We start from the raw sequence: 22,024 nt of genomic DNA on the forward strand, positions 1-22,024 counted from the left end.
GCAGCTGGTCAACACGCTTGGCGCTTGGGTCGCGCAAAAGGGTCTGCGCCAGTTTCGTCTGGCCGAGACCGAGAAATACCCCCATGTCACCTTCTTCCTGAATGGTGGCAAGGAAAGCCCCGAAGCAGGCGAAGACCGCTTCATGCCCGCCAGCCCCAAGGTGGCAACCTATGATCTGCAACCCGAAATGGCGGCAGCTGAGGTTTCAGAACGCTTGGTTGGCGCGATCGAGGCGGGCTATGACCTGATCGTGGTCAATTACGCCAATCCCGACATGGTCGGCCACACCGGCAATCTGGCGGCGGCGGCTCTGGCCTGTGAGGCCGTGGATCAGGGCCTTGGGCAAATGCTTGCCGCGCTGGACCGTGTGGGCGGCGCCGCCGTGATCATCGCAGATCACGGCAATTGCGAAACCTCGATCGATCCGGTGACGGGCGGCCCGCATACCGCCCATACCGTCAATCCGGTGCCGGTGATTGTGCATGGCGGCCCTCAGGGGGCCACGCTGCGCAGCGGACGCCTGGCCGATGTCGCGCCAACGGTGCTGGATCTGATGGGACTGGATCTGCCTGCCGAGATGACCGGCCAAAGCCTGATTGTTCGCGCATGAGACTGATCGCCCCGCTTTTTGCTTTGTCGCTGGCGGTGGCCCAAGCCCCCGCCCTTGCCGCCTCTCCGGTCAATCAGGCCTCGGAAGAGGCGGCGGCAGCAGCTGTCCAGCTGCGCGAAGCCACCGCACGCCTGGATGCCGCCCTTAGCGCCAACGATCAGGTCGTCGCCCTGACCGAGATGATCCGCGCCTATGAAAAGGGGCTGTCGGCCCTGCGTTCGGGGTTGCGCCGTGCGGGTGTCCGCGAGCAGCAGATCGTCGCCGAATTCGACGCGCGCCGCGACCGCCTTAGCCGGGTTTTGGGCGTAATGACCGCGATGGAGAAATCCCCCGAGACCGCCTTGCTGCTGCACCCCGCGGGGCCAGAAGCCACGGCACGCTCGGGTATGGTGCTGAGCGCCATCGCCCCCGCCCTCAAGGCCGAGGCAGATGGGTTGAACAGCCAGTTGCGCGAAATCCAAACCGTGCGCGCGCTAGAAGAAAGCGCCGCCAACACCCTTGCTCAGGGGTTGGGCGAGGTGCAAGAGGCACGCCGCCTGCTGGCCAGCGCCGTCACCGACCGCTCGAACCTGCCCGTTCGCTTTGGCGAAGACCCCGAAGAGCTGAAGCTTTTGGTGCAATCGGCCGATACGCTGGACAGCTTTGCCAATGGCATCATCGGCATGGAAAAAGACGTCGGCGCACCGCTGGCCGATTTCGAAGGCGCGCAGGGCAGCCTGCCTCTGCCGGTGGTCGGACGCATCTTGCGAGGCTATGACGAACCTGATGCCGCGAATGTGAAGCGCCCCGGTTTGGTCGTTGCAACCGTGCCCGCAGCGCTGGTCACAACCCCTTGGCCGGCCACGATCCGCTATCGCGGTCCCTTGCTGGATTATGGCAATGTGACAATACTTGAGCCAGCACAGGGCTATTTGCTGGTATTGGCAGGTCTGTCCCAGGTCTTTGGTGAGGTTGGCGATGTGCTGGCCGCCGGAGAGCCGGTGGGCCTGATGGGCGGAAAAGAAGGCCCGGCGCAGGAATTCGGCATCGGTTTTGTGCAGAATGCTGCAAGCGGCAATGATGCGGACCTGACGCAGACACTGTATCTTGAACTGCGTAAGGGCAAGGAAACACTGGACCCGGCAGATTGGTTCGTGATGAATCCGATTGTTGGTGACACAGGTCAGGACGGAACGACCGAATGAAACACTATCTTCTTGCAGGGGCTATCGGCACTTTGGCTGGCGCTCTGGTAACGACCCAGCTTGCCGCGCCTTTGATCGCGCAGGAAGCCGGAAAAGAGGCATCGGTCTATGAGCAGCTTGATCTGTTCGGCAATGTTTTCGAGCGTGTACGCGCCGATTACGTGGAAAAGGTCGACGATAAAAAGCTGATTGAGGCCGCCATCAATGGCATGCTGACGTCATTGGACCCGCATTCCTCGTTCCTTGCTGCCAAGGATTACGAAGATATGCAAACCCAGACCCGGGGCAGCTTTGGCGGCCTGGGAATCGAGGTTGGCCAAGAGGACGGCCTGGTCAAGGTCATCTCGCCGATCGACGACACACCCGCCGCTGAGGCAGGCGTGAAGGCGGGCGATTTCATCACCCATGTGAACGGCGAATCGCTGATGGGTCTGACGCTTGACGAATCGGTCGAGAAGATGCGCGGCCCGATCGGCTCGGAAATCACCATCACCATCCTGCGGGAAGGTGAAAAAGAGCCCTTTGACATCAAGGTCGTGCGCGACACGATCAAGTTGACGGTCGTGAAAACACGCGTGCTTGATCATTCAATCGTACTGCGTGTGACGACCTTCAACGACGAAACCATGTCGACGCTGAAGTCCGAGTTGGAAAAAGCCGTCAAAGAAGCCGGCGGCATGGACAAAGTCCGTGGCTTTGTACTGGATCTGCGCAACAACCCCGGCGGCCTGCTGAACCAGGCGATCGAGGTTTCGGATGCCTTCCTTGACAAGGGTGAGATCGTCTCGACCCGTGGCCGCAAGGCCGAAGACAGCGAGCGCTGGAACGCGAAAATGGGCGATCTGGCACAGGGCAAGCCCATGGTCGCCCTGATCAACGGCGGCTCGGCTTCGGCGTCGGAAATCGTGACGGGTGCTTTGCAAGATCACCGCCGCGCGATTGTCGTGGGCACGAAATCCTTTGGTAAGGGTTCGGTTCAGACCGTGATGCCTGTCACGGCGGACAGCGCCATCCGGCTGACCACCGCGCGCTATTACACCCCTTCGGGCCGCTCGATCCAGGCGCTTGGCATCAACCCCGACATCATCGTCGAGCAGCCGCGCCGCGCTCCGACGGATGAGGCGGATGCCGACAAGCCCAAAACCGCCTCGAAATTCACCAATTCCGAGGCCGATCTGCGTGGCGCGCTGAACAATGATGCGATCAGCGATGAAGAGCGCAAGCAGATGGAGGAAGAGGCCAAGCAAGTCGAGGCCACCGCCAAACTGCGCGACGAAGATTACCAGCTGGCTTATGCCGTTGATATTCTTAAAGGCCTGTCTGCGATCGACTTTGACGCGCGCGCCGTACCCGAGGGCGCAAAACCCGCAGTGACCGGCAAGGACGCCACCACTGAAGGGGCCAAGGTCGAATGAGCAGCAACAGCGAACGGGTCGGCCCCAAAGGGCTGCCCTACCGTCCCTGCGCGGGGGTCGTCTTGATCAATGATGCGGGGCTGGTTTTTGCCGGGCACCGCATCGACAACCCTTCGGATGCCTGGCAAATGCCGCAGGGGGGGATCGACAAGGGCGAGGATCCTCGTAGCGCGGCCCTGCGCGAACTGACCGAAGAAACCGGCGTATCTGCCGATCTGGTCGAAGTGATCGGTGAAAGCCCGGATTGGCTTTACTACGACCTTCCCGAAGATCTTGTCGGCAAGATCTGGAAAGGAAAATACGGCGGTCAGCGCCAAAAATGGTTCCTGATGCGCTTTAAAGGGCAAGATAGCGACATCAGTATCGACACCGAGATTCCCGAATTCGACCGCTGGCAATGGACCTCGGCCACAGAGCTGATCGAAAAGATCGTGCCCTTCAAGCGCGAGGTTTATGCCCGTATCGTTGCGGATTTCGCGCCGCATCTGGCCTAAGAAATCGGGCCACAAACGCCTGATATGCAACCAATTTGCACCAGTTTTACCAAGGCCCGCGTCAAAAACGCGGGCCTTGCTGAATGATCTTTGTGAAAAAGCGGTCCGGATCTACCCTTCCGGGTATTCACGCAAATGTCCTCGCGTGAGATCGTGACAGGGAGCAGAGAATGGAACAAATTCTTGCACAGGTGATCGGGGGTGCCCTAGGCGGCACGGCGACCGGAAAGGCCGTCAAGGACAGTGACATGGGCGGGCTGGGCAATGCGATTGTCGGGGCTCTGGGCGGGCTGGGCGGCGGCCAGATCTTGGGTGGATTGCTAAGCTCTGGCACGGCGGCTGCGGCAAGTGGCATCGATCTGGCCGCGATGGCCGGAAATCTGGTCGGTGGCGGCGTCGTAGGCGCAATCGTTCAGGTGGTCGTGGGCATGATCGTGCGCAAGATGCGCACCTGAGCCATCGGAAAAATCCAGCGAATAAAAAAGGCGGCCCATCTGCCGCCTTTTCCATGATCATGCAGTGGTTCAAGGCCCCCAGCGTTCCAAGGGCCTGACCAAGCGTTAGCGGCGCAGCTGATCCAGCAGGATCGACGTCGGATAGCCATCCGGCGTGACCCCGATCGAGCGCTGATAGCTTGCCACCGATTCCATCGTAGCCGAGCCGAACAGCCCGTCGATCTCGCCCTGGTAAAAGCCCTTTTGCATCAGGCGACGCTGGATTTCCTCGCGCTCGCCGGTCGATAGCGTGCGGTCGTTGCGCGGCCATGCGCCCTGAATGCCCGAACGGCCCGCAATACGCTCGCCCAGATAAGCCACGCCAAGCGCGTAGTTGTCCGAGTTGTTGTAGCGAAGGATCGAGCGGAAGTTATCCAAAATCAAGAAGGCCGGACCGCGTGCCCCGGCTGGCATGATGATCGAGCCATTGCCGCTGGGAAGCGCGCCACCGCCCATGCGACGCACGCCTTGCGACGACCAATCGCCGACCGACTTGCGCGTGCCTTTACCAACCTGCTTCATGTTGAAATTCGCAGGCAGCTGCACTTCGGCACCCCAGGTCTGCCCGCGCTGCCAGCCATTGCGCGCCAGATATGCCGCGGTCGAGGCCAGCGCATCGGTCGGATCCTCGGACCAGATGTCGCGCCGTCCATCACCCGTGAAATCGACGGCATATTCCAGATAAGAGGTCGGCATGAACTGGGTGTGCCCCATCGCGCCGGCCCATGAGCCGACCATATGTTCGGGGTCGGTATCGCCCGCCTGCAAGATCTTCAGGGCCGCGATCAGCTGATTTTGGAACATCTCGCCGCGGCGCCCATCATAGGCCAAAGTCGCCAGCGACGGGATGATCTGCATCTTGCCACGGTTCGCGCCATAGTTGGATTCCATGCCCCAGACGGCCAGAACCACCTCGCGCGGGACGCCGTAGCGGGATTCGATCGCCGACATGGTGCTGTTAAGCTGGGCCGCCTTCTGACGGCCAGTGGTGACGCGGACCTCGGAAACTGCGCTGTCCAGATACAGCCAAACCGGACGCGAGAACTCGGCCTGTTTGCGATCCAGACGGATCACATCGGGATTATAGCGCGCAATCCGCATCGCACGATCATAGGTCGCATTCGAGACCCCCGCCGAAAGGGCACGTGCGCGGAAGCTTTGAACGAAACGCTGCAGACCCGCCTCGTCGCCTGCCGAGGCTTGCGGGATCGGGGCAATCTGCACCGGGCCGGGATTGGCCATGCCCGGACCACGGTTCAACGCGACGCCGCAGCTTGAAAGAGTACCGATCATCATTGCCGAAATGGCAAGGCGCGTTAGGGAAATCGTCATGTCACTGCCTGTCCGTTTGTTGCTTTTGGTTGTTTTGCCATAAGTCTAGCCGATGCCCCAAAGCATGAATAGGGAGAGATTTCCCCACCCCATCCCCATCATCGCTTTCCCGCCCAAAGCGGCAGCGCCACCCCAAGGACATTCGCGCCAACGGCCCGCTTCTCAGCCCAAACCAAGGCCTGCGCGCAGGTTATTCCTGATCGTCGTCGTCATCCTCATCGTCGTCGTCACGCTCCATCGGGCCGTAAAGCGGCTCGGCCTGAGCCACGATCACCGAATTTTCCGCCAAGGCGCGATCCATCAACTCGCGCTCTTCTGCGGGGATCTCATGCCCCTCGGCCAGACGCTCCTCTAGGGTGCCGTGACCTGTGACTTCGATCGGGTTCAGCCCGGCCTGCTTGAGAATGGCCACGGTTTCGCGCACGGCCTCTTCTTCGTCCTTGCCCGAGGCATAGATCAGCATCGCCCCGCCCGTTGCATCCTTGGGCAAATTGTCCTCGGCCGAGCGGCCAAGTTCGATGAGCAGCGTATAGACCTTGTGTTCTGCCATGATTTTCCCTTCCTTGTTGCGCAAGCTTATTTCCCGAGGGAGGCAAAGAGGCAATGAGCAAGAGCTTGAAGCGCGTCAATTCCGCGTTGGAAGCCGCGGGCGTGAAGGTCGAGGTCCGCGAAATGACCGAAGGCACCCGCACCGCCGAAGATGCGGCCCGCGCCGTGGGGTGCCATGTCGATCAGATTGCGAAATCCATCATCTTTCGTGGCGAGCATTCAGGCCATGTCGTGCTGTTTCTGACGGCAGGGGGCAATCAGGTCGATCCGGTCAAGGCGACTTCGATTGCAGGCCAGCCTCTTGGCAAGGCCTCGGCCGAACAGATCCGCGCCGAAACCGGGTTTGCCATCGGCGGCGTCGCCCCGGTCGGGCATCTGTCCGAGATCACGGCCTATTTCGACCCAAAGCTGCAAGACTTCACCGAGGTTTGGGCTGCGGCAGGCACGCCGCGCCATGTTTTTGCGATTGCCCCCGATGATCTGTTGCGCATCACCGGCGCAAAGATGGCAGATTTCACCAGCTAAAGCCGCGCCATGCCATTCTAATGTGGCGTGGCTATCACCATGGGCTGTCCCACCCTCGCCTGCGCAGATTGTCGCAGGCGACTGTTTTTGCGTGGCATTTTCTTGTCGATCCCGGGGCGGAAATATAGGTCCAGACCTCCATCATCAGGAGAAGCCATGGAACGTCTGATCGAACGCAGCCTTTTTGCCAGCCGCTGGCTAATGGCGCCAATGTATATTGGGCTTGCCGCAGCTTTGGCTATTCTCGTCTGGGTCTTTCTGGCCCAGCTCTGGCAGTTTACGCAGACCATTCCCATCATGACCGTAGATGACGCGGTTCTGGGCGTGCTGGCGCTGATTGACCTTAGCCTTGCCGCCAATCTTTTGCTGATCGTGATTTTTTCGGGCTATGAGAATTTCATCAGCCGCATGGATATTGCCGACCACAAGGATCGCCCCTCGTGGCAGGGCGAAGTCGATTTCACGGGTCTCAAGCTGAAACTTGTCGCCTCGATCGTGGCGATTTCGGGCATCCACCTTCTGAAAGTCTTTATGGATGTCGGCAAGTATACACCCGAAAAAATTAAGTGGATGGTTACCATCCATCTGGTCTTTGTTGTCTCTGGGGTGCTTTTGGCGGCGATGGACTGGATCGCAAACCACGGCAAGACGCTGAAAAAAGCCAAGGGCTAAACAGGTAGCCTGGCAAAGGAAAAACCCGCGCAAGGCGCGGGTTTTTTTCTTTCCTCATCAAGTTCAGGCCGTTCTGCGCTAGCGCGCAATCGCCCGGTACAGCCAGATCAGGATCACTGCGCCAATCAAGCCTGCCACACCTTGGGCCAACCAGCTGCCGGCTTGGGTATAAACGCCAAAGACACTGAGAAGTGCATTGGCCACAACCGCACCGACAATACCGATGATCACATTGGTGATCAGCCCAGTGTCAGCCTTCATGATGATGCTGGCAATCCACCCGGCAAGGCCGCCAACGATGATTGCAGCAATCCAACCCAGTCCTTGCATGACGGATACCTCCTCGCATGCGTTCACGTTCGAAAGCATAACTCGGAAAAGCCCAATTGGTTCGCACACTTGTCATGCGCGAACCAATTTTTTTTACGATCGTGTCAGTCGCGCAGCAGTTCGTTGATCGAGGTTTTGCTGCGGGTCTTGGCATCAACCCGCTTCACGATCACCGCGCAATAAAGGTTCACACCATTCTTGGACGGCAAGGAGCCTGCGACCACAACCGAACCTGCCGGCACTTCGCCATACATGATTTCGCCGGTTTCGCGGTCGACGATCTTGGTCGATTGGCCGATAAAAACGCCCATGCCAAGGACCGAGCCTTCGCGAACGATGACACCCTCGACGACCTCGGAACGGGCGCCGATAAAGCAGTTGTCCTCGATGATGGTCGGGCCTGCCTGCATCGGCTCGAGCACGCCGCCGATACCGACGCCGCCAGACAGGTGCACATTCTTGCCGATCTGCGCGCAAGAGCCGACCGTGGCCCAGCCATCAACCATCGAGCCCTCATCGACATAGGCGCCGATGTTGACAAAGGACGGCATCAGAACGACGCCCTTGGCGATATAGGCCGATTTGCGCACGATGCTGCCGGGAACGGCACGAAAGCCAGCGTCACGCCAGCGGTTCTCGCCCCAGCCTTTGAACTTGCTGTCGACCTTGTCCCACCAGCCGGCGTTTTGCGGGCCGCCTTCAAGGATTTCCATATCCTTCAGGCGGAAGCTCAGCAGAACCGCCTTTTTGGCCCATTGATTGACATGCCAGTCATTGCCGCGTTTCTCAGCGACACGCAAAGTGCCGTTGTCCAGTGCCTCAAGCGTGGCCTCGATCGCCTCGCGGGTCTCGCCGGTGGTGGCGGGGCTGATCTGGTCGCGGACTTCCCAGGCGGCTTCGATTGCGGTCTCAAGCGCTGCATCGTTCATGACAGGCCTTTCTCTCGGTTGGAAACTGGGTTTATCGGGCTATAGTCATCGAAGAGTCTCTGTGCAATGTGCGGCGGCTTGACGTCAGAGGTTTGTCAGAGGTTTCGATGACTGAAGAAGAAGAGCGCAGCCACACGTTCCGCGGTAGCCACGAGGACGTGAAGGCCGTCCATAATACGCCTGACACCCCCCAGACACGCGCGCCCGCCTATCGGCTGGCATTTGTCGATAATGATTTCATGCTGCGCGAAGAGCTGCGTCCGGTTCGCCTGCAGCTTGAACTGCTCAAGCCTCAGATGATCCTGGATGAGCGTGGCATCGACTCGACTGTCGTGATGTTTGGTGGCGCACGTATTCCGGCCCCTGAAAACATCGCGGATGCGCGCACCCCCGAACTTGCGGCCCTGTCGAGATATTATACCGAGGCCGTCGATTTCGCGCGGATGATGACCGAACGCAGCCTGCGCACCTATGGCCGTGATTTCGTCATCTGCACCGGCGGCGGTCCCGGCGTGATGGAGGCAGGCAACAAAGGCGCGCATCTGGCGGGCGGCCAATCCATCGGCCTGTCGATCGTGCTGCCGCATGAGCAGGCGCCCAACGCCTATGTCACGCCCGATCTATGCTTCAACTTCCACTATTTCGCGATCCGCAAAATGCATTTCCTGATGCGCGCTCGTGCGGTCACGGTTTTCCCGGGTGGATTTGGCACGCTGGACGAGATGTTCGAGGCCCTGACCCTGATCCAGACCGGACGCATGAAAGGCGTGCCCTTCTTGCTGTTTGGCCGTGAGTTCTGGGAAAAGGTCATCAACTGGCAGGCTTTGGCAGATGCTGGAACCATCAGCGCCGAAGATCTGGATCTGATCCACTTTGTTGAAACGGCACAGGAAGCGGTCGAGATCATCGATCACTGGAAAACGCCCTGCGCATAGTATGGCACATTGCAACGCCATCAGGCGCGGCCCCTATTCGCGGTGATAGGGGCTGCCCGCCAGAATGGTCGCGGCGCGGTAAAGCTGCTCGCTTAGCATGACCCGGACCAGCATATGCGGCCAGACCATTTGGCCAAAGCTGATCGCCAGATCGGCGCGGGCGCGTAAAGCGGGGTCGATCCCGTCTGCACCGCCGATGATAAAGCAAACATCGCGCGCCTGATCGCGCCAGCTGCCCAGACGTTCAGCAAATTCCGGCGAGGTCAGCTTCTGGCCACGCTCGTCCAAAATGACAAGCGCCGCGCCATCAGGAATGGCGCGGAGCAACAGCTCGGCTTCGGCGGCCATGCCACCACCGCGCTTATCTTCGACTTCGATCAATGTGACGGGGGGAAAGCCAAGCGCCCGGCCCGTTTTCGAGAAACGGGCCAGATAGTCAGAGACAAGCTCGGCTTCGGGCCCTTTGCGCAGCCGACCGACTGCGGCAAGGACAAGACGCATGATGCTTAGTTCGGCGCGCTATCTGCCGCATGTTCAGCGCGAACGCTGTCCAGCGTGGCCGAGCGCAACGAATCTGCCGGCATCCACATTTTTTCGAGCTGATAAAACTCGCGCACTTCGGGGCGGAAGATATGGACGATGACATCGTCAGTATCAATCAACACCCAATCGCCGGTGTCTTTGCCTTCGATCCGCACAAGGCGCCCGAAATCCTGCTTAAGACGCTCGGCCAGTTTTTCCGCGATCGAAGCGACCTGCCGCGACGAACGGCCCGAAGCGATCACCATGTGATCAGCCATAGCCGAGCGGCCGCGAAGGTCGATGGATACGACATCTTCGGCTTTATCGTCATCTAGTGAGGCGAGAACACGGGCCAATAACTGATCGCTGGTCAGCTCTTTGGACGGTGCGGCGGTCGCTGCCGGCTCTGCGGCAAGCGATACGGGACTGGACAGGGGTCATACTCCGAACAAAGCGCCGATTTCCCCGGCGCAGGGCAATCTTAAAGATAGCATGATTTCGGGTTTTCTCAATGCCCCGCCAGCGGTTCTGTCAAATCTGCACCCTTGCTTTGCCTCACCATCCCTATGTCAAGGCACCGCCAAAGCAGTGGCCAGCCGATCCAAATCCGGCACGATCTTTGGAATCGCTGGGAAATCTGCAACCTACGCAGGCCAGCGCCGCAAGAATGGGGTCAGAATATCATTGTGTCTTTTACGCCCATTGCCACGCAGAATCTTTGCCACTTTGCAAAAGATCTGTCGAAGTTTTCACTTTTCTGCCCAGAAACGCCCCCGTTTCACCTCCGTTTTGCCACCCAAGAGTTGATATTTGTTTAACGCGCTAATCCCTCAGGTTGGGATTAAGGTCGAAAACCGGTGCCTCGCCTTCTTGAGGCGCAGGCAGCATGCGCACCTCCATCTGGGGATATGGCAAGCTGATGCCGTTTTTCTTGAACGCATCCCACAGCGCCAGAAAAACCTGTCCGCGCACGTTGGTCAGCCCCGCCGTCGGGTCCGAAATCCAGAAGCGCAGGACATATTCGACCGAACGCTCGCCGAAATTGGTGATCCAGCAGACCGGGGTGCGCTGCGCCAGCACACGCTTGACCGTCAGCGAGGCATTGATCGCAATTTTGGCGACCTGATGGGGGTCATCAGTATAGGCGGTGCCAAAAGTCAGATCGAGGCGCACGAAATCATTGGTATGAGACCAGTTGACCACCTGCCCGGTCACCAGATCCTCGTTCGGGATCAGGTATTCGCGCCCGTCTCGAGTAACGACGCTGACGTAGCGCGCACCCAATTCCTCGATCCAGCCAAAGGTATCGCCAATGCTGATGACATCGCCGGGCTTGATCGATTTGTCCAAAAGGATGATCACGCCCGACATCAGGTTTGATACGATCTTTTGCAAACCAAAGCCCAGACCCACGCCCAGCGCACCGGTAAAGACGGTGAAACCCGTCAGGTCAAAGCCGGTCGCGCTCAGGCCGATCACCACAGCCAGGCTGATCAGAACCACCTGCATCAACTTGGCCGTCAGCACCTGCATGGCTGGCGAAATGTCGGAATTCTTGGCCAGACGTCCCGTCACCAACCGCGAAAACCAGCGTGCGATCGAAATCAACAGCACCGTCAGCACCAGCGCCTTTAACACGGTCAGGGCCGAAAGCCGAAGATCGCCAAAGCTGATGGCCACACTATCAAGCACGGTCGAGGCCGGCGCGAGAAAGCCCAGAAAATAAAGCGTCACCCAGATCCAGGCCGCCCAAGTGACCATGCGGCGCAGCAACCGGTTGCGAATGACCCGCGCCACGAAGCCGACCGCCGCCCAAGCCGTCGCAATCATCGCGGCCACCGCGATCAGCTGACTGCGCGAAGGCCAGGTCAGATCGCGCAGGATGGCGACCAAGATCCATGCCAAAACTGCGAACAGAATCACCCGCAGCCTTTGCTGGAACAAGATGCCCAAGCGCAGCTTCCACTTTGGCCAGCCCTGCCGCATCCGCAGCCAGCCCGTCAGGCGATGAGACAGCGGCTTGGCCAGAACATGGGCGATGATGAACAGGCCGGCGATTGCCATCAGCTGGTTCAGCCGCCACGGCAGCATCATCCCTTTGGCGAAAAGCCAAATTTGCTGCCACAATGCCTGCGCGGCTTCAAACACATCCGGTGGAAGCTGGTCCATTTGCCCTCCCGATCCTGGCAGCATCTGACCATTGCCGCACATTATCGGCAAGAGCTGCATGGCACACGGATCGTTTACAGATATTGCGCGATAAGGCGATCCGGCTTAAATAATCTGTCATGCGAGGATTTATCTACTTCGACATTCACGATCGCGCCCGCCTTCCGGGCCGTTTCTATGGCGAAAGCCTCTCGATTACCGCCCGACTTTGATCGGAGGCGGGCACGTTAGACGTGCCATCGCCGCAAGCTGCGGCACTTCAGTTTCCCAAGCTACTCTTTGAGAAAGAGACAGCCATGACCGGCAACACCAATACGGGCGCTCCCCGTACCCTCTATGACAAGATTTTTGACGCCCATGTGGTCGATCGTTCGGATGACGGGACCTGTATCCTGTATATCGATCGCCATCTGGTCCATGAGGTCACCTCGCCTCAGGCGTTCGAAGGGCTGCGCATGACCGGCCGCAAGGTCCGCGCACCGGAGAAAACCATTGCCGTGCCGGACCATAACGTCCCCACCACAGCAGATCGCGTGAATGGTATCGAGAACCCCGAGGGCCGCATTCAGGTCGCCGAGCTGGACAAGAACGCCCGTGATTTCGGCCTGAACTATTACCCGATGAGCGACATCCGTCAGGGTATCGTGCACATCGTCGGCCCCGAGCAAGGCTGGACCCTGCCCGGCATGACCGTGGTTTGCGGCGATAGCCACACCGCCACCCATGGCGCTTTTGGCGCATTGGCGCATGGCATCGGCACATCCGAGGTCGAGCATGTTCTGGCGACGCAGACGCTGATCCAGAAGAAATCCAAGAATATGAAGGTCGAGATCACCGGCAAGCTGCTGCCGGGCGTGACCGCCAAAGACATCACCCTTGCCGTCATCGGCAAAACCGGCACCGCCGGGGGCACCGGCTATGTCATCGAATATTGCGGCGAAGCGATCCGCGATCTGTCGATGGAAGGTCGCATGACCGTCTGCAACATGGCGATCGAAGGCGGCGCTCGCGCTGGTATGATCGCCCCTGACGACAAAACCTTTGCCTATTGCATGGGCCGCCCGCACGCACCCAAAGGCGCGGCTTGGGAAGCTGCCGTCAACTGGTGGAAGACGCTGTTCAGTGATGAAGGCGCGCATTGGGACAAGGTCATCACCATTCGTGGTGAAGACATCGCCCCGGTCGTGACTTGGGGCACCTCGCCCGAGGACGTGCTGGCGATCACCGACAAGGTTCCGGCCCCCGAGGATTTCGAAGGTGGCAAGATCGAGGCGGCCCGTCGCTCGCTTGACTATATGGGGCTGAAACCGGGCACGCCGCTGAACGAGATCAAGATCGATGCGGTCTTTATCGGTTCGTGCACCAACGGCCGGATCGAGGATCTGCGCGCTGCCGCAGGCATCCTCAAGGGCAAGCATCTGGCCGATGGCGTGCGCGGCATGATCGTGCCCGGCTCGGGTCTGGTGCGGATGCAGGCCGAGGAAGAGGGTCTGGACAAGATCTTTACCGATGCGGGCTTTGAATGGCGTCTGGCGGGTTGCTCGATGTGTCTGGGCATGAACCCCGACCAGCTGGCACCGGGCGAGCGTTGCGCCGCGACCTCGAACCGCAACTTTGAGGGCCGGATGGGCCGTGGTGGGCGTACCCACCTGATGTCGCCGGTCATGGCCGCTGCGGCGGGCATTGCCGGACATCTGGTCGATGTCCGCAACGTTTTGGCAAAAGAGGTCGCCTGAGCCTAAGCGGGCTGACCGCCCCTTTTGGGCAATGTCACCCGCAACAGGGCCAGCGCGTTCAAAGCAATCATGAGCAAGCCAGCGTTTTCAAAGATAAAATTCACGGAAACGCTGGCAATCTCGGCGCTGATCAGGCTGTCCATGTGATGAAAACCCACGGCGCGCACCATCACAAAGGTCATCAGAACGAACAGGCCCATAAAGGCCAAAGCGTTCTCGCGCACCTTGCCGCGCATGCTGGCCAGCATCAGGGCGATCACTGTCGAAATGATGACAATCATCGCACCGATGAACAGCTTCTGAACCGTCTGGCGATCTTCGTACCAGCCCTGCACATGCGACAGGCAGCGCCCGGTCGCGGTCAGTGCGGTTTGCAGGTCAAGTTGCTTGTTGATGGCCAAAAGCAGCATCAGCACCGTGATCATCAGCCAAAGACCCCGGCCCTTCTGGCCGCGCAATCGCATCGTCACAGTAAAAGAAAGTGCGAAGCAAACCAGATAGGACAAAACGGTCAGCCATCCGGTCAGTTCAGGGTCGCCAATCACCGGCGTCCACTCATTTGCGACACACCCCCACAACCCGTAGGGGCCAGAACCGTTTAACATCAAAGCACCATAAGTTCGCGCGCCACAGCTATAAACTCTTTATGGCTAACGACAGATATGGCGGCGAGTCAAACACGAGGATAACATGGATAAATTCACCACCCTCACGGGCATCGCGGCACCAATGCCCTTGGTCAATATCGACACCGATATGATCATTCCCAAACAGTTTCTCAAAACCATCCACCGCTCGGGTTTGGGCAAGAACCTGTTTGACGAAATGCGCTATGACGCCGAGGGAAATGAACTGCCCGATTTCGTGCTGAACCAGCCCGCCTATCGCGAGAGCCAAATCATCGTCGCCGGCGATAACTTTGGCTGCGGCTCGTCGCGCGAACATGCCCCTTGGGCGCTGCTGGATTTCGGTATCCGTGCCGTGATCTCGACCAGCTTTGCGGATATTTTCTTCAACAACTGCTTCAAGAACGGCATCCTGCCGATCGTCATGCCGCAAGAAGTGGTCGAAGTGCTGATGGAGGATGCGCGCAAAGGCGCAAATGCCCGCATGACCGTTGATCTGGAAAATCAGACCGTGACCACTTCCGACGGTCAAAGCTTTCCCTTCGAGGTTGACGCCTTCCGCAAGCACTGCCTGCTGAACGGTCTGGATGACATCGGCCTGACCATGGAAAAAGCGCCCAAAATCGACACGTTCGAGGCCGCAATGGCCCAAAGCCGTCCTTGGGTCTAAGTTTGGCCGCCAAGGCAAAACATGCCCGTCACCGCACGCGCGAGGGCGGGTTGGGCAAGGCGGCCTTCTGGGTCGCCCTGCCTGTTTTAATTCTTTGTGCCCCCATGGTCGCGCGGGCAGAGCCCCTGCGGATCGCGACCTTTGCCTCGGATCTGTCGCGCAAGGGGCCAGGATTGCTTTACCGCGATCTGTTGTCGGGCAAAGATGCGCAGATCACGGCCGTAATCGAGGTCATTACCCATGCCCGACCCGATGTCCTGCTGCTGACCGGCATTGATTGGGATTACGACAATCTGGCGCTGAAGGCGCTGGCCGATCAGCTGGCTTCCGCGGGTTTGGACTATCCCTATCTGCATGCCTCACGGCCAAACAGCGGCATGCCGACCAGGCTTGATCTGGACCTAAATGGCAAATTCGGCGAGGCGCGCGACGCCCAGGGCTATGGCAATTTCAGCGGCGAAGGCGGCATGGCGCTGCTGTCGCGCCACCCACTGGGCACGCCAACCGATCACAGTGCGACGCTGTGGCGGGATATGCCGGGCCATATCATGCCCCCGACGACGCCTGAACATGGCGCGGTCCAGCGCCTTTCTTCGGTTGCGCATTGGCAGGTGCCGGTGCTGATTTCTGGCAAGCCGCTGCAGCTGCTGGCCTATGCCGCGACCCCTCCGGTCTTTGATGGCCCCGAGGATCGCAATGGCCGACGCAACCATGATGAGACGGCATTTTGGCTGCAACATCTGCCTCAAGAGGCCTTTGTCATCCTGGGCAACGCCAATCTGGACATGATCGACGGTGATGGTCGCCCCGAGGCCCTGACGGCGCTGATCAAGGCTCATGTCCAAGATCCACGCCCCGCCAGCCCGGGCGGCGCGGCCTATCCCCAAACCGGCAGCAACGCGCGGCACAAAGGTGATCCAGCGCTGGATACGGCCAATTGGCCAGCCGATGGGGCGGGCAATATGCGGGTCGATTACGTTTTACCCGCAATCGGGCTGCCTGTCCTGGATGCGGGTGTGGTCTGGCCAGTGGATGGCGATGCGCTGGCCCCTTCGGTTCAGGCAGCCTCACGCCATCGACTGGTCTGGGTCGATCTGGACTGGCCCTAACTTTGGTCTAAGGCGGCCCCGGCATTGGCCCCTTGCGCGCGGGCGCGGCCCGAAAGTCGCGTGCCCGCCGATCCTTTTGCTTCTGTCGCCCTGTGCTTTGGCCTGGCCCCTGCCCTTTGGCCCGGATGCGACGCTGCCCCCCTGATTCGACAGTTCACAGTTTCGCGGGATCGATTTCTAAGGCGTTGATTGCATGGCATCGCTGTGCGACGTTTTGAAATCTATGCAGCTTTTTGCCACAGAAATGAGGACGACCCATGCGTCTTGTTGTGACCACCGCCGCGCTGATTGCCTTGCCGTTGATGGCTTTTGCCGATGATAAAATCGAAGATAACATCAAGGCACGTCAGGGATATTTTGAAATGCTTTCTGCCAATATGGGCCCACTTGCAGGCATGGCGAAAGGCGAAATTCCCTATGACGAGGCTGCCGCTGCCCAGGCCGGGGCCAATATCGAGACGCTGACCAAATATAGCCTGCCAATGCATTTCATCGAAGGCAGCTCGCTTAGCGATGCCAAAGGCACGGCCGCCAAGCCCGAAATCTGGTCGAATATGCCAGATTTCACGGCCAAATATGCAGCCCTCTCCGAAGCCGCGACCGGCGCCTCAGAGGCCGTCAAAGGCGGGCAGGCAAATGTCGGCCCGGTCGTTGGAAAGCTGGGCGCGGCCTGCAAAGCCTGCCATGACAGCTATCGGCAGAAAGATTAATGGCCCAGATGCCAAGCTCTGAAAAGATCAAGGTCTGGGACCCGCTCTTGCGCGGGTTCCACTGGCTTTTGGCCTTTTTCGTGATTGCGGCATGGTGCTTGGGACAGTTCGGCCCCCTGAAGATGACGCTGCATTTCTGGTGCGGCTATGTCGTGATCGGCCTGCTGGCCTTTCGGCTGATCTGGGGATTTATCGGACCAAGATCCGCGCGCTTTTCCAGCTTTGTGACTGGACCCGGCCCCATTCTGGCCTATCTGCGCGGCTTTACCGCGCGCGAGCCCAGCCACTGGCCCGGTCATAATCCGCTGGGGGCCTTATCCGTGATCGCAATGCTGGCGGTGCTGGCGGCGCAGGTCTCGACCGGGCTGATTTCGGACCCGGATGATTACATCAACGTCGGGCCGCTGGCGAAATATGTCAGCTCGGCGGCGCGCTCCAAAGCGGTTGGCCTGCATCACCTGGGCGGCAGCATCATCTTGATTCTGGTCCTGCTGCATGTCGCGGTGATCCTCTATTATCGCTTCTGGAAGCACGAAGATCTGGTAAAGCCCATGGTGACGGGCTGGAAGGACACCCGCCAGGACTGATCCCCGTTCCTTCAATCCGGCAGAATGAAAAAGGGCGACCCGCGGGCCGCCCTTTTCGCATCAGTTGAACTTGTTGTCGCGTGGGAAGCCGCGCGGGGCCATACGGCCCGCAGTTGCCCGCTTGCCCAGCCACTCGCTCAAATCGGTCTCGCTGCGCGTGCGCCCGGCCGGATCTTTCCAGGACAGCCCTTCGGCCAAGGTGATGCAGGTCGCATCCGACAGCCCGCCGTCCTTGAACTTTTGCAAGCGCACCCCTTTGCCGCGCGCCATCTCGGGCAGCTCATCCAGGGCAAAGACCAGAAGTTTGCGGTTGTCGCCCACGACCGCGACATGATCGCCCGAAACAGGATGGCACAACAGCGCATCGCCGTTCAGAACCTGCTTACCCGAACGGGTCTGCGCCAGAATATCGGCCGAGTTGACGATAAAGCCATCGCCCGCCTTCGAGGCGACCAGATATTTGACACCGTCACGCCATGCAAACATGTCGATCACTGCCGCATCATTGGGCAGATCGATCATCAAGCGCAACGGCTCGCCCATGCCGCGTCCGCCGGGCAGGTTCGCACCGATCAACGTATAGAAGCGGCCATTGGCGCCATAGATCATCAACTTGTCGGTTGTCTCGGCATGGAAGGCCATGAAGGGGCCGTCGCCATCCTTGAACTTGACCTCGGCGTCCAAGGGCTGATGGCCCTTCATCGCGCGGATCCAACCCATTTTCGACAAGATCACGGTGATCGGCTCGCGCTCGATCATGCTGTCCATATCGATCGGGCCAATGTCCTCGGCCTCGGCGATTTCGGTACGCCGCTGCCCGCCCGGCGCCGATTTCCCGAAAAGTTTGCGCATTTCGCGCAGCTGCTCGGAAATCTGCGCCCATTGCAGATTGTCATCGGCCAGCATGGCCTCCAGCACGGCACGCTCGTCAAGCAGCGAGGTCTGCTCGGCGCGCAGCTCCATCTCTTCCAGCCGGCGCAGGGCACGCAGGCGCATGTTGAGAATGGCTTCGACCTGAACGTCGCTCAGGTTGAACTCGCTGGCCAGAACCGCTTTGGGATCATTTTCGTAACGGATGATCTCGATCACGCGATCAAGGTTAAGGAAGGCGATCATATAGCCTTCCAGCACCTCAAGACGTGCCGCGATCTTGGCCAGACGGAAGTTCGAACGGCGTAGCAGCACCTCGCGGCGGTGATCAAGAAAGGCGCGGATCACCTCTTTCAACGAGCAGACACGCGGCATACGCCCGTCGATCAGCACGTTCATGTTCAGCCCGAAACGGACCTCGAGATCCGAGGTACGGAACAGGGCAGCCATCAGCTGCTCGGGGTCGACCGCGCGGGTCTTTGGCTCAAGCACGATGCGGATATCTTCGGCCGATTCGTCGCGAACATCGCCCAGAATCGGAACTTTCTTAATCTGGATCAGCTCGGCCAGACGCTCGATCAGCTTGGATTTCGCGACCTGATAGGGGATCTCGGTGACGACGATCTGCCATTGCCCGCGACCCAGATCCTCGACCGCCCAGCGCGCGCGCAAACGCAGACTGCCGCGACCGGTGCGGTAAGCCTCGGCGATCACGTCGCGGCTTTCGACCAAGACGCCCCCGGTCGGAAAATCTGGCCCCGGCATGATGGAAATCAGCGTGTCATCGCGCGCATCCGGGGTCTTGATCAGATGCAAACAGGCGTCGATGACTTCATGCAGGTTATGGGGCGGAATATTCGTGGCCATGCCGACCGCGATCCCCGACGAGCCATTGGCCAAAAGGTTGGGATAAGCGGCGGGCAATACGACCGGCTCTTCCAGCGTGCCATCATAGTTGGGGCGCATATCGACCGCATCTTCGGCCAGCCCCTCCATCAGCGCCTCAGAGGCTGCGGTCAGGCGCGCCTCGGTATAGCGCGACGCCGCCGGGTTATCGCCGTCGATATTGCCAAAGTTGCCCTGACCATCGACCAGCGGATAGCGCATGACGAAAGGCTGCGCCAAGCGCGCCATCGCATCATAGATCGCGCCATCGCCATGCGGGTGATAGTTCCCCATCACATCGCCGGAAATCTTGGCCGACTTTCGGAATGCGCCGGTCGGCGACAGCCGCAATTCGCGCATCGCATAAAGGATGCGGCGATGCACGGGCTTGAGCCCGTCGCGTGCGTCGGGCAACGCCCGGTTCATGATCGTCGAGAGCGCATAGGTCAGATAGCGCTCGCCAATGGCGCGCGACAGCTGCTCGGAAACGGTGTTTTCGGTCTCGCCCTCGGGGCGGTTCGGATCGTCTGACATGGATTAGTGAATAGGGCCGCAAAGCCAGCCGGTCCAGCGTGATTTTTATGCCATGATTCGTCGCTCAGCTGGGGCCATGCGCGGAACGATGCCCCGATCAGATCGTTATTATGTTACTTTTGGATATCGATCAGGACACTGGCCCGAGCAGCCAGCAAAAAATAGGCCGAGGTCTAACTCTCGGAGGGTTTTCAATGTATCGAGCGATTTTATTGTTCTTAACCGGACTTTTCGTGCTGCTTGCGTTGACCAGCGCCCCTGAATTCGGCCCTGCAACCAGCAGCAAACCATTCAGCGCGACACAGCGCGTGGAAGGGCGGCTGCTGAACTATCCCGTGCATCGCGCAGGTTCTGTGCCCCACCCAGAGGGCGCGCCCGGCACAGCGGATGACGCGGGCATTGTCCGCACCTCGGTCACCAGATAAAGTTGAAAAGAACCGTATTTTCGGCCCTTTTCCGTCTGGAAGCCCATGAAAACTGTCCTGCTGACCGGCTGCTCGTCGGGGATTGGCCAAGATGCCGCGCATTACCTGAAATCACGGGGCTGGCATGTTCTTGCCACATGTCGTCATGAGCAGGACGTGCTTGCCTGCCAGCAGGCCGGGCTCGAGAGCTTTGTCCTGGATCTGGCGGATGAGGCCAGCGTGGCCGCCGGGGTCGATCTGGCGCTGGCTCGTGGTCCGGTCCATGCTTTGGTCAATAACGGTGCCTTTGCCTTACCCGGTGCGGTCGAAGATTTGCCTCGGGGGGCGCTGCGCACGATATTCGAGACCAATCTGTTTGGAACCCACGACCTGACGCGGCGCATGATCGCGCATTTTCGCGACAATGGCGAAGGTCGTATCGTCACGATCAGCTCGGTGCTTGGTCTGGTCGGCATCCCCTGGCGCGGGGCTTATGTTGCCACGAAATTCGCCCTAGAGGGTCTGACCGACGTGATGCGCGTCGAAATGGCCGATACGCCGATCAAGATTTCCCTGATCGAGCCCGGCCCGATCGGCACCGCCATTCGCCTGAAATCGATCCCTCATTTCGAACGCTGGATCGATTGGAAAAACAGCCCTCGCGCCCAGCAATACCGCGACACTTTGCTTAAACGGCTTTACGAACCGGCGGCGAAAAAGGACCGTTTCGAGCTGCCCCCGCGTGCCGTCAGCGAAAAAATCGCTCATGCTTTGGAAAGCACTCACCCGCGCAGTCGCTATTATGTGACGACTCCGACCTATATCTCGGGCATCGGAAAGCGCATCCTGCCAACGCGGACACTGGACTGGTTCGCCCGCCGGAGTTAGGCAAAGGTCATGCACAAAGATCCCCTCTTCTATCTCGCCGCTTTCGCCTGTCTGGTCGTCGTCGTGATTTTGTTCACCGGCATCGGCGGATTTGCCCGCGGAGGCGAATTCAACCGTCGCAATGGCAATCGCCTGATGCGCTGGCGCCTGATCGCGCAGGCCATCGCCCTGGCGGTCATCATGACTTACATCTGGATGAGAGGCGGCTGATGGTCGTTCTGAACAAGATCTACACCCGCACTGGCGATTCTGGCGAAACCGCCCTGTCCAACGGCGAGCGCGTGGCTAAACATGCGATCCGCGTCGAGGCCTATGGCAGCGTGGACGAGCTGAATGCAACGCTTGGCTTGGCGCGGCTTCATGCCGCAGGCGAGATGGCGCAGCAAATCGCGGTCATTCAAAACGATCTGTTCGACCTTGGCGCCGATCTGTCGCGTCCGCGCATGGATCAAGACAGCGACGCCCCCTATCCGGTCCTGCGCATCATCGATGCCCAGGTCACCCGCCTCGAATCGGAAATCGACACCATGAACGCGCGTCTGTCGGCGCTGCGCAGCTTCATCTTGCCTGGCGGCACCGCACTTGCCGCGCATTTGCACCTGTGCCGCACGGTTGCACGCCGCGCCGAACGCGCCGCAACCGCGCTTGCCGCGACCGAGGATGCCAACCCGGCAGCCGTGAAATATCTGAACCGCTTGTCCGACTGGATGTTCGTTGCCGGCCGCATTGCCAATGATGACGGCAAGGATGACATCCTGTGGGTGCCCGGCGCCAGCCGTTAGCGAAAACAGGCGACAAAGCGGCATTCGCGACGGCCTCGGGTCGCTTTTGCCTTGTGCATCTGC

Annotated in this window: 25 protein-coding genes and 1 pseudogene; 17 read left to right on the forward strand and 9 right to left on the reverse strand. The window is 59.8% G+C overall.

Translation table 11 applies throughout. The features are described from left to right. From RTS12_RS13970 to RTS12_RS13990, 5 genes and pseudogenes are all read left to right on the forward strand, one after another. Positions 1-610: pseudogene (locus RTS12_RS13970) on the forward strand (2,3-bisphosphoglycerate-independent phosphoglycerate mutase); the annotation flags it as partial. Beyond that, positions 607-1,794: a peptidoglycan DD-metalloendopeptidase family protein gene (locus RTS12_RS13975; protein WP_312529551.1), complete on the forward strand. Its 1,188-nt coding sequence runs from the start codon at positions 607-609 to the stop codon at positions 1,792-1,794. The pseudogene RTS12_RS13970 and the gene RTS12_RS13975, both read left to right, overlap by 4 nt. Further along, entirely contained in the window at positions 1,791-3,209 is a 1,419-nt protein-coding gene (locus tag RTS12_RS13980) for a S41 family peptidase (RefSeq protein WP_312529553.1), read from the forward strand. The genes RTS12_RS13975 and RTS12_RS13980 overlap by 4 nt, the downstream gene beginning before the upstream one ends. Next, positions 3,206-3,703 (forward strand): RNA pyrophosphohydrolase, encoded by a 498-nt coding sequence (locus RTS12_RS13985; protein WP_312529555.1) that lies wholly within the window; start codon positions 3,206-3,208, stop codon positions 3,701-3,703. Before RTS12_RS13980 ends, RTS12_RS13985 begins: the two co-directional genes overlap by 4 nt. 170 nt (positions 3,704-3,873) lie before the next feature. Continuing rightward, positions 3,874-4,158: a hypothetical protein gene (locus RTS12_RS13990; protein ID WP_312529557.1), complete on the forward strand. Its 285-nt coding sequence runs from the start codon at positions 3,874-3,876 to the stop codon at positions 4,156-4,158. A gap of 105 nt (positions 4,159-4,263) precedes the next feature. On the opposite strand, the gene RTS12_RS13995 is transcribed toward RTS12_RS13990, so the two are convergent. After that, complete coding sequence (locus RTS12_RS13995; RefSeq protein WP_312529559.1) at positions 4,264-5,529, reverse strand: lytic murein transglycosylase; 1,266 nt, start codon at positions 5,527-5,529, stop codon at positions 4,264-4,266. Positions 5,530-5,719: 190 nt separating this feature from the next. Then, a complete protein-coding gene (locus RTS12_RS14000) occupies positions 5,720-6,079 on the reverse strand; it encodes a hypothetical protein (RefSeq protein ID WP_312529561.1) in 360 nt (119 codons plus the stop codon). A 53-nt stretch (positions 6,080-6,132) separates the two neighbouring features. On the opposite strand from RTS12_RS14000, the gene RTS12_RS14005 reads away from it, so the two are divergent. Together RTS12_RS14005 and RTS12_RS14010 are read left to right on the forward strand one after the other, a co-directional pair. Beyond that, positions 6,133-6,603 carry a YbaK/EbsC family protein gene (locus RTS12_RS14005; RefSeq protein WP_312529562.1) on the forward strand — a complete coding sequence of 157 codons (471 nt, stop codon included), beginning with the start codon at positions 6,133-6,135 and terminating at the stop codon, positions 6,601-6,603. Positions 6,604-6,759: 156 nt separating this feature from the next. Continuing rightward, positions 6,760-7,275 carry a TIGR00645 family protein gene (locus RTS12_RS14010; protein ID WP_312529564.1) on the forward strand — a complete coding sequence of 172 codons (516 nt, stop codon included), beginning with the start codon at positions 6,760-6,762 and terminating at the stop codon, positions 7,273-7,275. A gap of 78 nt (positions 7,276-7,353) precedes the next feature. On the opposite strand, the gene RTS12_RS14015 is transcribed toward RTS12_RS14010, so the two are convergent. Together RTS12_RS14015 and dapD are read right to left on the reverse strand one after the other, a co-directional pair. Continuing rightward, a complete protein-coding gene (locus tag RTS12_RS14015; RefSeq protein ID WP_312529566.1) occupies positions 7,354-7,605 on the reverse strand; it encodes a GlsB/YeaQ/YmgE family stress response membrane protein in 252 nt (83 codons plus the stop codon). Positions 7,606-7,709: 104 nt separating this feature from the next. Next, the gene (gene dapD / locus RTS12_RS14020; RefSeq protein WP_312529568.1) at positions 7,710-8,534 is read right to left on the reverse strand and encodes a 2,3,4,5-tetrahydropyridine-2,6-dicarboxylate N-succinyltransferase; all 825 of its coding nucleotides are present in this window, start codon (positions 8,532-8,534) and stop codon (positions 7,710-7,712) included. 107 nt (positions 8,535-8,641) lie between these two features. Between dapD and RTS12_RS14025 the strand changes: the two genes are divergently transcribed. Further along, positions 8,642-9,469: an LOG family protein gene (locus tag RTS12_RS14025; protein WP_312529570.1), complete on the forward strand. Its 828-nt coding sequence runs from the start codon at positions 8,642-8,644 to the stop codon at positions 9,467-9,469. A 33-nt stretch (positions 9,470-9,502) separates the two neighbouring features. Here the strand turns inward: RTS12_RS14025 and rlmH are convergent, their stop codons facing one another. From rlmH to RTS12_RS14040, 3 genes are all read right to left on the reverse strand, one after another. Continuing rightward, positions 9,503-9,970 (reverse strand): 23S rRNA (pseudouridine(1915)-N(3))-methyltransferase RlmH, encoded by a 468-nt coding sequence (rlmH, locus tag RTS12_RS14030; RefSeq protein WP_312529572.1) that lies wholly within the window; start codon positions 9,968-9,970, stop codon positions 9,503-9,505. 5 nt (positions 9,971-9,975) lie between these two features. Continuing rightward, positions 9,976-10,365: a ribosome silencing factor gene (gene rsfS / locus RTS12_RS14035; protein ID WP_312529597.1), complete on the reverse strand. Its 390-nt coding sequence runs from the start codon at positions 10,363-10,365 to the stop codon at positions 9,976-9,978. 448 nt (positions 10,366-10,813) lie between these two features. Beyond that, positions 10,814-12,160 (reverse strand): mechanosensitive ion channel domain-containing protein, encoded by a 1,347-nt coding sequence (locus RTS12_RS14040; protein ID WP_312529574.1) that lies wholly within the window; start codon positions 12,158-12,160, stop codon positions 10,814-10,816. Positions 12,161-12,456: 296 nt separating this feature from the next. Between RTS12_RS14040 and leuC the strand changes: the two genes are divergently transcribed. Then, on the forward strand, positions 12,457-13,896 hold the full coding sequence (leuC, locus tag RTS12_RS14045) for a 3-isopropylmalate dehydratase large subunit (RefSeq protein WP_312529576.1): 1,440 nt from the start codon (positions 12,457-12,459) through the stop codon (positions 13,894-13,896). Between the two features lie 2 nt (positions 13,897-13,898). On the opposite strand, the gene RTS12_RS14050 is transcribed toward leuC, so the two are convergent. Beyond that, a complete protein-coding gene (locus tag RTS12_RS14050; protein ID WP_312529578.1) occupies positions 13,899-14,441 on the reverse strand; it encodes a hypothetical protein in 543 nt (180 codons plus the stop codon). Between the two features lie 145 nt (positions 14,442-14,586). On the opposite strand from RTS12_RS14050, the gene leuD reads away from it, so the two are divergent. The 4 genes from leuD to RTS12_RS14070 all read left to right on the forward strand — a co-directional run bounded on the left by leuD (position 14,587) and on the right by RTS12_RS14070 (position 17,598). Beyond that, entirely contained in the window at positions 14,587-15,192 is a 606-nt protein-coding gene (gene leuD / locus RTS12_RS14055) for a 3-isopropylmalate dehydratase small subunit (RefSeq protein ID WP_312529580.1), read from the forward strand. A 2-nt stretch (positions 15,193-15,194) separates the two neighbouring features. Beyond that, complete coding sequence (locus RTS12_RS14060) at positions 15,195-16,301, forward strand: endonuclease/exonuclease/phosphatase family protein (RefSeq protein WP_312529582.1); 1,107 nt, start codon at positions 15,195-15,197, stop codon at positions 16,299-16,301. A 257-nt stretch (positions 16,302-16,558) separates the two neighbouring features. Next, positions 16,559-17,011, forward strand: coding sequence for a cytochrome c (locus RTS12_RS14065; RefSeq protein WP_312529584.1), 453 nt, complete (start codon positions 16,559-16,561; stop codon positions 17,009-17,011). Positions 17,012-17,019: 8 nt separating this feature from the next. Then, the gene (locus RTS12_RS14070; RefSeq protein ID WP_312529586.1) at positions 17,020-17,598 is read left to right on the forward strand and encodes a cytochrome b/b6 domain-containing protein; all 579 of its coding nucleotides are present in this window, start codon (positions 17,020-17,022) and stop codon (positions 17,596-17,598) included. A 60-nt stretch (positions 17,599-17,658) separates the two neighbouring features. On the opposite strand, the gene parC is transcribed toward RTS12_RS14070, so the two are convergent. Beyond that, positions 17,659-19,887, reverse strand: coding sequence for a DNA topoisomerase IV subunit A (parC, locus tag RTS12_RS14075; protein WP_312529588.1), 2,229 nt, complete (start codon positions 19,885-19,887; stop codon positions 17,659-17,661). A 194-nt stretch (positions 19,888-20,081) separates the two neighbouring features. On the opposite strand from parC, the gene RTS12_RS14080 reads away from it, so the two are divergent. Genes RTS12_RS14080 through RTS12_RS14095 form a run of 4 tightly spaced genes read left to right on the forward strand, consistent with a single transcriptional unit; the run spans position 20,082 to position 21,961 of the window. Then, positions 20,082-20,312, forward strand: a complete 231-nt coding sequence (locus RTS12_RS14080; RefSeq protein ID WP_312529590.1) for a hypothetical protein — start codon at positions 20,082-20,084, stop codon at positions 20,310-20,312. Positions 20,313-20,357: 45 nt separating this feature from the next. Then, positions 20,358-21,179: an SDR family NAD(P)-dependent oxidoreductase gene (locus tag RTS12_RS14085; protein WP_312529591.1), complete on the forward strand. Its 822-nt coding sequence runs from the start codon at positions 20,358-20,360 to the stop codon at positions 21,177-21,179. A 9-nt stretch (positions 21,180-21,188) separates the two neighbouring features. Further along, positions 21,189-21,389 carry a twin transmembrane helix small protein gene (locus RTS12_RS14090; protein WP_312529593.1) on the forward strand — a complete coding sequence of 67 codons (201 nt, stop codon included), beginning with the start codon at positions 21,189-21,191 and terminating at the stop codon, positions 21,387-21,389. Continuing rightward, positions 21,389-21,961 carry a cob(I)yrinic acid a,c-diamide adenosyltransferase gene (locus RTS12_RS14095; RefSeq protein WP_312529595.1) on the forward strand — a complete coding sequence of 191 codons (573 nt, stop codon included), beginning with the start codon at positions 21,389-21,391 and terminating at the stop codon, positions 21,959-21,961. Before RTS12_RS14090 ends, RTS12_RS14095 begins: the two co-directional genes overlap by 1 nt. Positions 21,962-22,024 lie beyond the last annotated feature (63 nt).

The sequence above is a fragment of the Paracoccus sp. (in: a-proteobacteria) genome (assembly GCF_032007265.1).
Lineage (GTDB): Bacteria > Pseudomonadota > Alphaproteobacteria > Rhodobacterales > Rhodobacteraceae > Paracoccus.

Coding starts and splice junctions, on each gene's coding strand:
- RTS12_RS13980 (WP_312529553.1), top strand. CDS start 1,791: ATGAAACACTATCTTCTTGCAGGGGCTATCGGCACTTTGGCTGGCGCT.
- RTS12_RS14070 (WP_312529586.1), top strand. CDS start 17,020: ATGCCAAGCTCTGAAAAGATCAAGGTCTGGGACCCGCTCTTGCGCGGG.
- RTS12_RS14095 (WP_312529595.1), top strand. CDS start 21,389: ATGGTCGTTCTGAACAAGATCTACACCCGCACTGGCGATTCTGGCGAA.
- rlmH (WP_312529572.1), bottom strand. CDS start 9,970: ATGCGTCTTGTCCTTGCCGCAGTCGGTCGGCTGCGCAAAGGGCCCGAA.
- RTS12_RS14080 (WP_312529590.1), top strand. CDS start 20,082: ATGTATCGAGCGATTTTATTGTTCTTAACCGGACTTTTCGTGCTGCTT.
- RTS12_RS14040 (WP_312529574.1), bottom strand. CDS start 12,160: ATGGACCAGCTTCCACCGGATGTGTTTGAAGCCGCGCAGGCATTGTGG.
- RTS12_RS14090 (WP_312529593.1), top strand. CDS start 21,189: ATGCACAAAGATCCCCTCTTCTATCTCGCCGCTTTCGCCTGTCTGGTC.
- RTS12_RS14005 (WP_312529562.1), top strand. CDS start 6,133: ATGAGCAAGAGCTTGAAGCGCGTCAATTCCGCGTTGGAAGCCGCGGGC.
- RTS12_RS14065 (WP_312529584.1), top strand. CDS start 16,559: ATGCGTCTTGTTGTGACCACCGCCGCGCTGATTGCCTTGCCGTTGATG.
- leuD (WP_312529580.1), top strand. CDS start 14,587: ATGGATAAATTCACCACCCTCACGGGCATCGCGGCACCAATGCCCTTG.
- RTS12_RS13975 (WP_312529551.1), top strand. CDS start 607: ATGAGACTGATCGCCCCGCTTTTTGCTTTGTCGCTGGCGGTGGCCCAA.
- parC (WP_312529588.1), bottom strand. CDS start 19,887: ATGTCAGACGATCCGAACCGCCCCGAGGGCGAGACCGAAAACACCGTT.
- RTS12_RS13990 (WP_312529557.1), top strand. CDS start 3,874: ATGGAACAAATTCTTGCACAGGTGATCGGGGGTGCCCTAGGCGGCACG.
- leuC (WP_312529576.1), top strand. CDS start 12,457: ATGACCGGCAACACCAATACGGGCGCTCCCCGTACCCTCTATGACAAG.
- RTS12_RS14025 (WP_312529570.1), top strand. CDS start 8,642: ATGACTGAAGAAGAAGAGCGCAGCCACACGTTCCGCGGTAGCCACGAG.
- RTS12_RS14015 (WP_312529566.1), bottom strand. CDS start 7,605: ATGCAAGGACTGGGTTGGATTGCTGCAATCATCGTTGGCGGCCTTGCC.
- RTS12_RS13985 (WP_312529555.1), top strand. CDS start 3,206: ATGAGCAGCAACAGCGAACGGGTCGGCCCCAAAGGGCTGCCCTACCGT.
- RTS12_RS14085 (WP_312529591.1), top strand. CDS start 20,358: ATGAAAACTGTCCTGCTGACCGGCTGCTCGTCGGGGATTGGCCAAGAT.
- RTS12_RS14010 (WP_312529564.1), top strand. CDS start 6,760: ATGGAACGTCTGATCGAACGCAGCCTTTTTGCCAGCCGCTGGCTAATG.
- RTS12_RS14000 (WP_312529561.1), bottom strand. CDS start 6,079: ATGGCAGAACACAAGGTCTATACGCTGCTCATCGAACTTGGCCGCTCG.
- RTS12_RS13995 (WP_312529559.1), bottom strand. CDS start 5,529: ATGACGATTTCCCTAACGCGCCTTGCCATTTCGGCAATGATGATCGGT.
- dapD (WP_312529568.1), bottom strand. CDS start 8,534: ATGAACGATGCAGCGCTTGAGACCGCAATCGAAGCCGCCTGGGAAGTC.